This is a genomic window from Nonomuraea aurantiaca, assembly GCF_020215705.1.
GTDB classification, from domain to species: Bacteria; Actinomycetota; Actinomycetes; order Streptosporangiales; family Streptosporangiaceae; genus Nonomuraea; species Nonomuraea aurantiaca.
On sequence record NZ_JAIWNB010000004.1, the window covers coordinates 351,050 to 362,990 of the forward strand.

At 68.8% G+C, this 11,941-nt stretch carries 14 protein-coding genes; 1 reads left to right on the forward strand and 13 read right to left on the reverse strand.

What is annotated here, in order from left to right; all coding sequences use genetic code 11:
- Positions 1 to 2: 2 nt before the first annotated feature.
- From LDL49_RS13490 to LDL49_RS13515, 6 genes are all read right to left on the reverse strand, one after another.
- Positions 3 to 974, reverse strand: a complete 972-nt coding sequence (locus LDL49_RS13490; RefSeq protein WP_225291348.1) for an ABC transporter permease — start codon at positions 972 to 974, stop codon at positions 3 to 5.
- Between the two features lie 55 nt (positions 975 to 1,029).
- Complete coding sequence (locus LDL49_RS13495) at positions 1,030 to 2,577, reverse strand: extracellular solute-binding protein (protein WP_225291349.1); 1,548 nt, start codon at positions 2,575 to 2,577, stop codon at positions 1,030 to 1,032.
- Entirely contained in the window at positions 2,574 to 3,182 is a 609-nt protein-coding gene (locus LDL49_RS13500) for a YesL family protein (RefSeq protein WP_308016119.1), read from the reverse strand. Before LDL49_RS13500 ends, LDL49_RS13495 begins: the two co-directional genes overlap by 4 nt.
- 144 nt (positions 3,183 to 3,326) lie before the next feature.
- The gene (locus LDL49_RS13505; RefSeq protein WP_225291351.1) at positions 3,327 to 3,983 is read right to left on the reverse strand and encodes a DUF1961 family protein; all 657 of its coding nucleotides are present in this window, start codon (positions 3,981 to 3,983) and stop codon (positions 3,327 to 3,329) included.
- On the reverse strand, positions 3,980 to 5,047 hold the full coding sequence (locus LDL49_RS13510) for a LacI family DNA-binding transcriptional regulator (RefSeq protein ID WP_225291352.1): 1,068 nt from the start codon (positions 5,045 to 5,047) through the stop codon (positions 3,980 to 3,982). Before LDL49_RS13510 ends, LDL49_RS13505 begins: the two co-directional genes overlap by 4 nt.
- A gap of 270 nt (positions 5,048 to 5,317) precedes the next feature.
- A complete protein-coding gene (locus tag LDL49_RS13515) occupies positions 5,318 to 5,989 on the reverse strand; it encodes an acVLRF1 family peptidyl-tRNA hydrolase (RefSeq protein WP_225291353.1) in 672 nt (223 codons plus the stop codon).
- Between the two features lie 264 nt (positions 5,990 to 6,253).
- Here LDL49_RS13515 and LDL49_RS13520 point away from each other — a divergent pair, with 264 nt between their 5' ends.
- Positions 6,254 to 6,694, forward strand: a complete 441-nt coding sequence (locus tag LDL49_RS13520; protein WP_225291354.1) for an endonuclease/exonuclease/phosphatase family protein — start codon at positions 6,254 to 6,256, stop codon at positions 6,692 to 6,694.
- Here the strand turns inward: LDL49_RS13520 and LDL49_RS13525 are convergent.
- The 7 genes from LDL49_RS13525 to LDL49_RS13555 form a co-directional block, all read right to left on the reverse strand.
- A complete protein-coding gene (locus LDL49_RS13525) occupies positions 6,610 to 7,215 on the reverse strand; it encodes a response regulator transcription factor (RefSeq protein ID WP_225291355.1) in 606 nt (201 codons plus the stop codon). The two genes, LDL49_RS13520 and LDL49_RS13525, sit on opposite strands and share 85 nt — an antisense overlap.
- The gene (locus LDL49_RS13530; RefSeq protein WP_225291356.1) at positions 7,212 to 8,345 is read right to left on the reverse strand and encodes a sensor histidine kinase; all 1,134 of its coding nucleotides are present in this window, start codon (positions 8,343 to 8,345) and stop codon (positions 7,212 to 7,214) included. The genes LDL49_RS13525 and LDL49_RS13530 overlap by 4 nt, the downstream gene beginning before the upstream one ends.
- The gene (locus tag LDL49_RS13535; protein ID WP_225291357.1) at positions 8,342 to 9,076 is read right to left on the reverse strand and encodes an ABC transporter permease; all 735 of its coding nucleotides are present in this window, start codon (positions 9,074 to 9,076) and stop codon (positions 8,342 to 8,344) included. The genes LDL49_RS13530 and LDL49_RS13535 overlap by 4 nt, the downstream gene beginning before the upstream one ends.
- Positions 9,076 to 9,960 (reverse strand): ABC transporter ATP-binding protein, encoded by an 885-nt coding sequence (locus LDL49_RS13540; RefSeq protein ID WP_225291358.1) that lies wholly within the window; start codon positions 9,958 to 9,960, stop codon positions 9,076 to 9,078. Before LDL49_RS13540 ends, LDL49_RS13535 begins: the two co-directional genes overlap by 1 nt.
- Positions 9,961 to 10,029: 69 nt before the next feature.
- On the reverse strand, positions 10,030 to 10,647 hold the full coding sequence (locus LDL49_RS13545) for a carbonic anhydrase (RefSeq protein WP_225291359.1): 618 nt from the start codon (positions 10,645 to 10,647) through the stop codon (positions 10,030 to 10,032).
- A 43-nt stretch (positions 10,648 to 10,690) separates the two neighbouring features.
- A complete protein-coding gene (gene hisG / locus LDL49_RS13550; RefSeq protein WP_225291360.1) occupies positions 10,691 to 11,536 on the reverse strand; it encodes an ATP phosphoribosyltransferase in 846 nt (281 codons plus the stop codon).
- Between the two features lie 62 nt (positions 11,537 to 11,598).
- On the reverse strand, positions 11,599 to 11,862 hold the full coding sequence (locus tag LDL49_RS13555; RefSeq protein ID WP_214636287.1) for a phosphoribosyl-ATP diphosphatase: 264 nt from the start codon (positions 11,860 to 11,862) through the stop codon (positions 11,599 to 11,601).
- Positions 11,863 to 11,941 lie beyond the last annotated feature (79 nt).

The window sequence follows — 11,941 nt, forward strand, 5'->3', positions numbered from 1 at the left end:
CCTTAGAACAGTCCACGCTGGCCGAGGCGCTTGGCCAGCCAGTTGGAGCCGAAGATCAGGAGGACGCCCACCAGTCCCTTGAACAGGCCGACGGCCGTGGAGTAGCTGAAGGCGCCCTGGGTGATGCCCATGTAGTAGACGAAGGTGTCGAACACGTCCGCCGACGAGCGGTTCAGCGCGCCGGTCATCAGCCAGATCTGCTCGAAACCGGTGTCGAGCAGGTGACCCGAGGTCAGGACGGCCATCACCACGATCGTGGGCCGGATCGCGGGCAGCGTGATGTGCCAGAACTGCCGGAAGCGCCCGGCGCCGTCCATGCGGGCCGCCTCGTACAGGTCGGTGTTCACGCCCGCGAGCGCGGCCAGGTAGATGATCGTGCCCCAGCCGGTCTGCTTCCACAGCAGCTGGAAGACGATGATCGGCCGGAACCAGTCGGGCTGGGCCACATAGTCGACCTTCTTGCCGCCGAGCAGCTCGTGGAAGAAGGTGGCGATCACCCCGAAGTCCACGGAGAACAGCAGGTACGTCAGCGAGGCAACGATCGTCCAAGACAAGAAGTGCGGAATGTAGACCAGCGACTGGATCGACCGCTTGAGCACGCTGTGCCGCAGCTCGTTCAGCATAAGCGCGACGATGATCGGCGCGGGGAAGACGAAGACCGCCGTCAGCAGCGCCAGGATGAGCGTGTTGAACATCAGGCGGCCGAAGTCCGGCCCGTTGAACAGCTCCTCGAAGTGCTTGAAGCCGACCCACGGGCTGCCGGAGTAGCCGAGGAACGGCAGGAAGTCCTGGAAGGCGATGGTCACGCCGTACATCGGCAGGTACTTGAAGACGACGAAGTACGCGAGACCGGGCAGCAGCATCAGGTACAGCCAGCGGTAACGCAGCATGGCGGTCCGGAAGGTCAGCCTCTCGCGGGGACGCCCGGGCTTGGTGGCCGCCTTCACGGGAGGCGGCGCCAGGTCGGTGGCCACAGCCACCTCCTTTCACAGAAGGGGCCCGGGAGTGTCCCGGGCCCCTTGGGCGAGATCAGTTGCCGAGTTTGGAGACCAGGTCGTTGGTCTCAGCGGCGATCTGGGTGCCGCCGTTGTCGTACCAGCGCTTGATCTCGGCCTTCAGCCCCGCCTCGTCGATCGCGCCGGAGATGAACTTGATCCGGGCGTCGGTGATGATCGGGTCGAGGGTCTGGCCCTTGGCGATGGTGGTGGGCGCCATGACCGGGAGCGCCGGATTGTGCACGGCGGTCTTCAGGTCCTCTTCGGCCAGCTTGGTGCGCAGCGTGACCTGGTCCTGGTGCGGCTTGTCCGGGTACAGGTCCGGGTAGGCGCCGAGGCCGACGCTGGCTGTGGTGCCGAGCTGGATGAACGCCTTGTCCACGTCCTGCTGGATCTGCTTGACCTTGGGGTCGTCCTGGTTGACGCGGGCGGCGTAGCCGTCCTGGACCTTGAAGTTGCGGCCCTCGAGCCCGTTGCTCAGCAGGATCCCGCCCTCCTTGGAGGCCATCTTGTTCAGGACCGTCAGCACTTCATCGAGCTGCTGCTCGGTCTGCACGCTCTGCCGCGGGATGGCGATGACGCCGTTGTAGCCGGTGAACGGGGAGGAGAACTTCTTGCCGTCCGAGCGCTTGAGGTTGCCGACCGTGAGGACCTTGTCGAAGTCGTTGGGGTCCTGCTCCTTGAGCAGGTCGAGGAGGTTGGTGCCGCGGACGTTGACATCGATGATGATGCCGCCCTTGCCCTGGATGAACGGGTCGTTCCACTTGGCCGAGTCGAGGGTGGCGTAGTCGGGGTTGACCAAGCCCTCGTCGACCATCTTCTTGACGAACTTGTTCGCCTCGACGAACTCGGGGGTGTCGAAGCCGGGGACGAGCTTGCCGCCTCGCTCACCCCAGCCGTTCGGGGCGCCGAACCAGGTCTCGATCACGTCGTACGGGCTGGAGCTGGCGTACTGCGGGGACGGCCACTTCGGGATGATAAGTCCGTAGGTGTCCTTCTTGCCGTTGCCATCGGGGTCCTTCTCCGTGAACGCCTTGGCGATGTCATAGAGGTCGTCGACGGTCTCAGGCGTCTTCAGCCCGAGCTTGTCCATCCACTGCTTGTTGATCACTACGGCCGAGCGGAGCAGGGGACGGATCCGGTAGAGACCGTAGATCTTGCCGTTGGTGGAGGAGTTCCGGACCGTCTGCGCGTCCCGGTTCTTCAGGTTCGGATACTTGTCCAGCTTGTCGGTCAGGTCCCAGAACGCCCCAGCCTGGGCGGCGCGGACGAACGACGAGGTCTTGTCGCCTTGGATGACCATGATCTGCGGCATCTTGTCCGAGGCCAGCGTGACGTTGGTCTTGTCGTTGTAGTCGGCGTTGGGCACCCAGGTGATCTGGAGCTTCTTGCCGACGAGCTTTTCGACCGCCTGCTGCATCTCGCCCTTGGGGTCGGGGGCCGTGCCGAACAGCGGGACCATCATGGTCACCGTGCCGCTGTCGGCCTCACTCCCCCCACCGCCGCTGGAGCACGCGGACGCGAGTAGCGCCGCCGTCAGCGTTAGTGCACCGGCGATCAGCCGGCGACGAGATGCGCTCATGAGTTCCCTTTCGAATGCAGGCGCGCCTCGTTCTCCTCGAAGAAACGCAGGCAGAGCCACGTGTTGAGATAGATCCACGCACCGATGCTGATCACCGCGGTGAGAACGGGCGCCGCCGAGGTCACGAAGACGATGGTTGCGAGCGCGAACAGCAGCACCACTGACGAGGCCGGCCGAGTGAGCGCTAACAGCGACGCTTTGGGCAGGTAGGCCCACAGCGGTAGCTCATAGTGCGCGTAGAGCGGCCCGAGATAGGTCCCCACCCCGGCCAGCGCCACCATCGCCACCAAGGTCGCGATCCGCAACGCTTCCGAACCAGGTCCGAGAGCGGAGAAGTACAGGTAGTTGCCCACGAGAATGGTGCCGAGCACCGCCACCGGCAGGATCAGCAGCGAGGCGCGGACGAACTCCCGCCGGTAGACGGTCCAGAACTCCGGCCAAGCCTGAAACGATTCACCCTGGCTGTGCCGCCGGGCGAGCGTGTAGGCGGCGACGGTGGCGGGCCCGAGCCCGAGGATCACGCCACCCAGGAGGGTGAACACGATCCAGAGGAGGTTCAGCCGGGCCGCCCAGATGAGCTCTGAGCAGGCAGCCTGAATCCTGATCGACGTGGCGGGATGGTTCATCCGGCACCACCTTCTCGTGGCGTGTGCGCGGACACGGGGGTGGAGTGTTGCGCCGCCGTTCCTTGTCCGTTTCATACGGGTGAACGGCGGTTGGTGCGAAATTAGTGTTGAATCGACTCAATGTCAATGACGTGAAACCCGCAGATTCGCATACTCCCCGATCATCGGGGCCATCTGCCGGAATCCGATCTTGCCGCCGCGCAGCGCGGGACCGCCGACGCTCCCGTCGTCCGTCCAGCGGAACGAGACCACACCGTTGATCGAGAAGGTGATCTCGCCGCCCAGGACGTCCAGGCGCACGGCGTACGGCCCGGCGGCGTCCAGCGCCGCGGGCAGCGGGTCGGCGCCCTGCGTGACCAGGTGAAACCCGTGGCTCTTGCGCAGGTTGCAGGTGTGCAGAGCGCGCTCCGACGGCCACATCCGCCGGAAATAGGACACGTGGTAGGCGTCGATGTCGCCGTGGTGATACTGCTCGTAAGGACCGCTGCGCGGCGCGAGGCCCGGGTCGAACAGATCCTCACCACCCCGGCCGCGGGCATGGAAGAACATGATGCACAGCCCCGGCTCCCTGACCGGCCAGAAGTCCCATTCGATCCGTACGTCGGCGGGCAGGTCCTCGGGGCACCACAGCACCACGTTGGCCGCCTGCCCGTCGGCGGGCGGTCTGAGGCTCTCCAGCCGCATCCGCCCCATCGGGAACGTCGTCGCGCCATCCCCCTCCAGGCGGAATCCCGCCAGGTCGTCGGGGCCGGCGAGCGGGTTGCGGTAGATCTCCGTCAAGGTGGGCTCCTGTGCAGGTCGCTGGACTGCCGCACCACCAGGTCCGGCTGGAAGATGACCTGCCGGTGCCGGTGCAGCTCGGGCTCCGCCACCTCCTCCAGCAGCAGGTCGATGGCCGTACGCCCGAGCAGCTCGCGTGGCTGGCCGACCGACGACAAGGGCACGGTCGCCGCCGCGGCGAAGTCGATGTCGTCGTAGCCGACGATCGCCATGTCGTGCGGCACCCGCAGCCCGTGCGCGGCCATGGCCTGCAGGAACCCCAGGGCCAGCAGGTCGTTGGCGCAGAAGGCGGCCGTCGGCCGCTCCTCGACGGGCAGCGCCGCCACGCGCTCACCCGCGATCCGCCCGTGGGTCACGCTCAGCGCGGGCATGAACCAGGCGACCAGCTCGACCCCGCCACCCGGCCCGCCGCCGGGCTCGACTCCCCCGCCCGGCTCGGTGTCCCGGGCCTCGGAGACGGCGCTCATGATCCCTAAATGCCGGTCCCCCACCTGCTTGATCGACCGCGGCCCGCCGACGAACAGGATCTTGCGGTGCCCCCGCTCGATCAGGTGGACTCCGGCGATGTGACCGCCGAGCCGATCGTCGACCGCCACCGAGCACTGGAGCCCGGTGGCCGCACTGTCGACGAGCACCACGGGCGTGCCCCTGGCGGCGAGCTCCGCCAGCCTCGGACTGCTCGCGTCGACCGGCGTGATCAGTATGCCCATCACCCGCTGCTGTTCGAGCTGGTCGAGGTGGCGCAGCTCGCGGGCCGGGTCGGCGGCGCTGTTGCACAGCACCACCATGGTGTCGTGCTCGTCCGCCAGGGCGTCGGCACCCTGCGCGACGTCGGCGAAGAACGGGTTGGCCACGTCGAGCACGATCAGGCCGACCGTGCGGCTGCGGCCGACCCGCAGGTGGCGAGCCACCTCGTTGCGGACGAAACCCAGCTCGCGGATCGCGTCGAAGACGCGCTTACGCGTGGCGGGTGAGACGATCTCGGGGCGGTTGAGCACGTTGCTCACGGTGCCCACGGAGACGCGTGCCCGCTGCGCGACCTCCTTGATGTTCGTGGTCGACATTGATCCTCACGAGGCCGCTCCATAGTTGAACGCGGCTTATCATAGCCTTACTCATGATCTTTTTGAATCGACTCAAGACACCGATCTTCCGGCGAAGATACCCTCACGGTCAGTGCTCCCCCGACGGACGTGTCCTCAGGGTCACCACTCGGGCCTTCAGGGCTCACCACTTCCCCCGGCGGACGTGGCCTTGAGGTCGGTCATGCTCCCTCTCCGTCGCCTCGGAGATCGTCAGGACGCGGCCCCGCGCACGACCTGGATGCGTACCGCTTACGACTCCCCGCCCGTAGTGGGTGGGTCCACCACACGGATGCGTACCGCGCGGAACAGTGCGGGCGTGTCCTTGAGTACGGCCAGCTTCGGGTCGGGGACGACGAGGAACGGCTCCGTCTCCAGCGCCAGCAGGCCTGCCAGGCGCCGGTCGGCGCGCAGCGTGTCCACGGCCCGGCGGTCGCCGCCGAGCACGACCGCGTCCAGCTCGCCCAGGCACGGCGACAGGACGCGCAACACGGTCTCGGCCGCCGCCTCGAAGGCCTGGTCCGCCTGGTTCTGGCGGCGTCTGGCGAAGCGCTGCTGCGACCAGCCGCCCGCCGCGGTACGCCCCTGGACCAGGCGGGACCCGACCTTGGACACCACCAGCCGCGACCCATGGAACATGCCCGTCGCGTAGCCGCCCATCCGTACCAGGATCACCCCCACGCGCCGCTCGGCCCGCGCGTGGGTGACCAGCCTGGTCACGTACGGTGGGCCGAGCTGCAGGGGCGGGAAGGGCACGTGCAGCTCCGCCAGCGCCCCGTCGGCGGCCACCAGGCGCACGACCAGCTCGTCACCGGTGGCCTCGAACGGACCGTGCCGGTCGGCGAAGCCGTCGATCCACGGGTGTACGCGCTCGGGCACCACGGACACCCACCGGCCGCCGCCCTTCGCCGGTCGCGCACTCATGGGTGAAGGCTAGCCGACCGGGGACCAGGAGACCGGAGCCCACGTGCCGGAAGGCCGACTGGAGCCCGCCTGCCAGAAAGCCAGCCGACCAGGGTCCGCGCCCACCCCTCCCCCGGGCCGGGAACTCCGAACGAAATATCGGTGATCTACGACGACCTGGTGGTGACCGACGAGCTGAACCGCTGCCTGGGCATCGTCCGGGTGTCGGACCTCATCCGGCACGTGGCCTGGGCAGGATGATCAATACAGGATAAAAGTGGTTACATGGACTGGGCCCAGCCGTACGGGCCGCTGATCGAGACCACCATGCGCGTGCTGACCTGGAACGTCTGGGGCGAGTACGGCCCGCACGCCGAACGGTCCGCGGGCATCGGCAAGCTCGTCGGGGAGCTCGACCCCGATGTGATCACCATGCAGGAGTGGGCGGGCCAGGTGACGGGTCTCGGCTACCACGAGGCGCACTCCTCGGGCCCGCTGCCCTGCGCGGTACTGTCGCGCTGGCCGATCACCCGCCGCGGGGAGCACGCACTGCCGGGCGGCGCGCGGGCGGGCACTGGGAAGCCGGGCAAAGCGATGGCGGGCAGCGTGCTGTTCTGCGAGCTGGCTGCGTTATTAGAACCTCAGAGCCAACCCTGTGACTTCGCGCGCTGGACCGCCTCGATGCGGTTGCGGGCATGGGTCTTCTGGATGGCCGACGACAGGTAGTTGCGTACGGTGCCCTCCGAAAGGTGCAGGTGCCGGGCGATGTCGCCGATGGTCGAGCCGTCCACCGCGGCGGCCAGCACGTCCCGCTCACGCACCGACAGCGGGTTGGGCCCCGCGCTGAGCGCCGCCGCCGCCAGGCCCGGGTCGATGACCCGCTCCCCCGCGTGCACGCGCCTGATCGCCGCCGCCAGCTCCCGGGCCGGGCTGTCCTTGACCAGGAAGGCCACCGCCCCCGCCTCCATGGCGGTTCGCAGGTAACCCGGACGGCCGAACGTGGTCAGGATCATCACCCGGCAGCCGGGCACCTGTGAGGTGATCTTGGCGCTCGCGCTGAGGCCGTCCATGACGGGCATCTCGATGTCGAGCAGCGCGATGTCAGGCAGTTGCTGGACCGCGACGGCCACGGCCGCCTCGCCGTCGGCCGCCTCGCCGACGACCTCGATGTCGGGCTCCAGGCCGAGCAGCGACGCCAGGGCGCCGCGCACCATGGCCTGGTCCTCGGCCAGGATCACGCGGATCACGCCGCCGCTCCCACGGGGACCAGCACCCGCAGCCGGAAGCCCGCCTTGGCTCCCGGTCCCACCTCGACGTTCCCGCCCGCTTCCCGCACCCGCTCGGTCAGCCCCTGCAAACCGCTGCCGAGCCGGAACGGCTCCTCGCCCCGCCCGTCGTCCATGATCTCCAGGATGGCGTGTTCGCCGTCGTACGTCACCTCGATCCGGCAGCTGCGCGCCCGCGCGTGCCGTACGACGTTGGTGGTGCCCTCGCGCACCGCCCAGCCGAACAGGCCGTCGAGCAGGCCGGGCAGCGGCGTGCCCGAGACCCGCACCAGCGGCTCCACGCCCGCCGCCCGCAGCACGGTCCTGGCGTTGTCGAGCTCTTCCGGCAGGCTGCGCTGCCGGTAGCCGGTGACGGCCTCGCGCACCTCCGTCAGCGCCTTCCTGGCGACGGACTCGATGTCCTGGATCTCCTGGAGCACCTTCGGCGAGTCCTCGGCCAGCCGCCCGGCCAGCTCGCTCTTGAGCACGATCAGCGACAGGCTGTGGCCGAGCAGGTCGTGCAGGTCACGGGCGATGCGCAGCCGCTCGTCCGCCGCGGCGAGCCGGGCCACCTCGCCCTGCGCCTCGCGAAGTTGCCCGGCCAGCAGCCTGGTGTTGCGTACGCCGATGAACAGCATGCCCAGCGTGACCACCTCCAGCCCCAGGATGAGGAGGGTGGTGCCGTCGGAATGGTGCAGCAACCCGCAGCCGACGACGACCGCCAGCATTCCGGCGATGCCGAAGCCCGCCCGCCGGGGCGGCAGGATCATGGCGAAGAGCACCGTGACGTATATGGGCAGGGCCAGCCAGCCGCCGCCGAAGACCAACGCGCCGACCACCGCCTGCGCCGTGGTGAGGGCGAGCAGCGGGTACGTCGACCGCGACCGCTCCGTCATGCTGCGCGGGCTCACGACGGTCGCCAGGTACGAGATCACGAACGCGATCAGAGACAGCCACGCCCAGACGGCCTTGGCCCCGTGGAACTCCCCGCTCAGGATCTCCGCCACCAGGAGGAACAGGTAGACCATTCCGAAGGAGATCCCGTACAGCCGCCGGTAGCGGGACGAGGTCTCACCCGTCCCGCCGAAGGTGAACCTGTTGGTCCAACTCATGCCCGAACAGTAGCCCGCCGGTAGGCGTAGGCGGCGGCGCCGCCGAGCACGATCCCCCACACCACCACGATCAGCGCGTCGGACATGGACACGCCGTGGCCCGCGATCACGTTCCAGCCGAGGCTGGCGTAGTGGTAGGAGGGCATGAAGCCGGCGATGGTCCGCATCGTGCCGCCGATGGCGTCGATGGGAAACCAGAGGCCGCCGAGCAGCGACAGGGCGAACATACAGATCATCGCGGCGGGCTGGGCGGCGTCGGCGCTCAGCAGGGAGCCGATGAACAACCCGAGCGCGATGAACGGGATCGCGCCCACCCACAGCGACAGCAGCAGCGCCACCCACTGGCCGGCGGGCATCGACACGCCCTGCTGCAGCACGGCCGCCACGCTGACCAGCAGCAGGGACGGCAGCACGAGGACCATCGCGGCGCCGAGCTTGGTGACGATGATCGCCCAGCTCGGCAGCGGAGTGATCTGCAGCTGACGCAGCCAGCCGGACTGTCGCTCCTGCGCCCAGGGCACGGCCGAGCTCATCATGGACGAGGCGAGCGCGCCGTAGGCGGCCATCGACACCAGCAGGTAGGTGCTCATCCGCACGCCGGCCGAGTCGGTCTGGGTGCCGTAGATGTTGGCGTTGATCAGGTAGAACACGACGGGGAACAGCACCACGAAGATGATGTATCGGCGGTTGCGCAGCATCCGCAGCGCCTCGGTCTTGGCGTAGTAGAGCATCAGGACTCCCTGGTGAGGGCGAGGAAGGCGTCCTCTAGGTCGGCGCCGGCGAGGTGGAGGCCGCGCACGTCGAGCGTGGTGCCCCGGTAGAGCCCGGCGAGGGTCGCGTCGGCGTCGGAGGTACGCAGCGTGGCCGTGCCCGCGGCGATCTCTACCGCCGTGACGCCGGGCAGCAGGTCGAGCCCGGCCGCGGGCTGCTCGCCGAGGGTGAAGCGGATGACCTGCCCGCCGACGCCCGCCTTGATCTGCGCGGCGGTGCCGTCGGCCGCCACCTTGCCCCTGGCGATGACGATCACCCGGTCGGAGTGCTCGTCGGCCTCCTCCAGGTAGTGCGTGGCGAACAGCACGGTCCGGCCGCCCGCCGCGTACGCGCGCATGCTTTCCCAGAACCGCAGCCGGGACTCCACGTCCATGGCCGCGGTCGGCTCGTCCAGCAGCAGCGTCTTGGGCGCGCCCGCGATCGCCAGGGCGAACCTGACGCGCTGGGACTGGCCGCCCGACAGCTTGTTCGCGCGCCGGTTCACCAGGTCGGTGAGGTCGGCCAGCTTGAGGATCTCCTCCAGGTCCAGCGGCTGGGGGTACAGGTTGCGGATCAGGTCGATGAGCTCCTTGACCGTCAGCTCGGGGATGAGCTGGCCGCTCTGCAGCATGGCGCCCATCTGGCCGGCCGCGACGGCCTGGCGGGGTGTGCGGCCGTACACGCTGACCGTCCCCTTGGAGGGCCGCAGCAGGCCGAGCAGCATGTTGATGGAGGTCGACTTGCCGGCGCCGTTGGGGCCGAGCAGGGCCACGGTCTTGCCGGGCTCTATCGAGAGGGACACATCGTCGACGGCAAGGACGTCCCCGTAGTCCTTGCTGACGTGGTCGAACACGATGGCGTTCATGGCATCAACGCTAGGGCGGTGGATCTTTCCGGGTTAGTGCGTTACCTCCAGGGTTGGCGGTGACATTTGTCAGGCGACGCGCCGCACCAGGCCCGTGTCGAGGCTGTAGTAGGCGCCGACCACGGTGGCCTTGCCGGATAACAGGACGTCGGCTCTCAGCACCGACACCGTCCGTACGATGTGCGCATGAACCATGTCGTCCACCTCACCGTCGTCCACCTCACCGCTGGAGCCGGTGTAGACGGGTTCGAGGGCGGCGACGATGCTGGGCAGCTCTCCGGGCAGTGCCTCCCGCTCGCGCAGCGCCCTGGCCGCCGCGGTGACGGCGCCGCAGCGCTGGTGTCCCAGGACGACGACGAGCCTGGCGCGTAAGTCCTGCGGGCCGTACTGGACCGCCGCGGTGACGAGCCGGTCGACGGTGTGCGCCGCCGTACGGACGACGAGCAGATCGCCCAGCCCGGCGTCGAAGACGACCTCGGGCGGCACCCGCGAGTCGATGCACGACAGCACCACCGCGTAGGGAGACTGCCCCGCCGCCACCTGCCTCCTGCGGGCGGGGTCCTGGCGGGGGCGGCGGGACGCGCCCGCCGCCCAGCGCCGGTTGCCGCGCTGCAACGCCGCCCAGGCCTGCAGGGCGGCGGCATCACAGAACGGGATATAACTACGAGCAAGCGTTTCGTCACCCACAGCTAGGTGATTCCCGGACGGGACATCACCTAGCGGACAGATCTCAGAGGCGGCAGGCGTAGATGTCGGTGGCCAGGATGGCCCTTGCCCCGATCTCCCAGAGCTGGTCCATCACCTGCTGGTGCCCGCGCCGCCGGACCATCACGCGGACGGCGACCCAGCCCTCGCGGTGCAGCGGCGAGACCGTGGGCCCCTCCATGCCGGGTGTGAGCGCGATGGCCTCCTCGATCCGCTCGGCGCGGATGTCGTAGTCCATCATCACGAAGTCGCGGGCGTGCACGACGCCCTGCAGGCGGCGGACGAGCTGCTCGACGCCGGCGTCCGCGCCGTTGCCCTGCTGCCTGATCAGCACGGCCTCGGAGCGCATGATCGGCTCACCGAACACCTCCAGGCCGACGTTGCGCAGCGTGGTGCCGGTCTCCACGACGTCGGCGACCGCGTCGGCGACACCCAGCCTGATGGCGGTCTCGACCGCACCGTCGAGCTTGATGACGCGGGCGTCGACACCGGACTCCGACAGGTATTTGCCGAGCACCCCGGCGTAGGAGGTGGCGATGCGCAGACCGTCGAGGTCCTTGACCGAGGTCATGGCACCCGCCCTGGCGGCCAGCCGGAAGGTGGAGCCGCCGAAGCCCAGCGGCATGATCTCCTCGACGGGGGCGCCGGAGTCGACGCGCATGTCCCGGCCGGTGATGCCGGCGTCGAGCGTGCCCTCGCCGACGTAGACCGCGATGTCGCGCGGGCGCAGGAAGAACAGCTCGCAACCGTTGTCCTCGTCGACGACGACGAGCTCCTTGCTGTCCTTGCGGGACCGGTAGCCGGCCTCCTTGAGCATGGTCTGGGCGGCCTCACTGAGCGCGCCCTTGTTGGGTACGGCCAGACGCAACATGTCCGTGGTGTCCTTGATGTCTCGCGGGCTGTTAGGTGTACGGGCTGACGGGCGCGGACGCCCTAGAGATGCTTGTACACCTCGTCCAGCCCGATGCCCTTGGCGAGCATGAGCACCTGCACGTGGTAGAGCAGCTGGGAGATCTCCTCGGCGGCTCGGTCGCTCGACTCGTGCTCGGCGGCCATCCAGCTCTCGGCGGCCTCCTCGACGACCTTCTTGCCGATGGCATGGACGCCGGCGTCGAGCGCGGCCACGGTGCCCGAACCCGCGGGCCGGGTGCGTGCCTTCTCTGACAGCTCGGCGAACAGCTCTTCGAAGGTCTTCATGATCTCTCTCGTCGGTCGGCTGGCATGCGTGACAAGCCTAGTCTGCGCGCGCGGGTCAACGGGCCCCCGTCCGCCACGC

Excerpts from the sequence above, each read along its gene's own strand:
- LDL49_RS13555 (WP_214636287.1), bottom strand. The coding sequence starts at position 11,862 with ATGAAGACCTTCGAAGAGCTGTTCGCCGAGCTGTCAGAGAAGGCACGC.
- LDL49_RS13535 (WP_225291357.1), bottom strand. The coding sequence starts at position 9,076 with ATGCTCTACTACGCCAAGACCGAGGCGCTGCGGATGCTGCGCAACCGC.
- LDL49_RS13515 (WP_225291353.1), bottom strand. The coding sequence starts at position 5,989 with ATGAGTGCGCGACCGGCGAAGGGCGGCGGCCGGTGGGTGTCCGTGGTG.
- LDL49_RS13520 (WP_225291354.1), top strand. The coding sequence starts at position 6,254 with ATGGACTGGGCCCAGCCGTACGGGCCGCTGATCGAGACCACCATGCGC.
- LDL49_RS13530 (WP_225291356.1), bottom strand. The coding sequence starts at position 8,345 with ATGAGTTGGACCAACAGGTTCACCTTCGGCGGGACGGGTGAGACCTCG.
- LDL49_RS13495 (WP_225291349.1), bottom strand. The coding sequence starts at position 2,577 with ATGAGCGCATCTCGTCGCCGGCTGATCGCCGGTGCACTAACGCTGACG.
- hisG (WP_225291360.1), bottom strand. The coding sequence starts at position 11,536 with ATGTTGCGTCTGGCCGTACCCAACAAGGGCGCGCTCAGTGAGGCCGCC.
- LDL49_RS13540 (WP_225291358.1), bottom strand. The coding sequence starts at position 9,960 with ATGAACGCCATCGTGTTCGACCACGTCAGCAAGGACTACGGGGACGTC.
- LDL49_RS13510 (WP_225291352.1), bottom strand. The coding sequence starts at position 5,047 with ATGTCGACCACGAACATCAAGGAGGTCGCGCAGCGGGCACGCGTCTCC.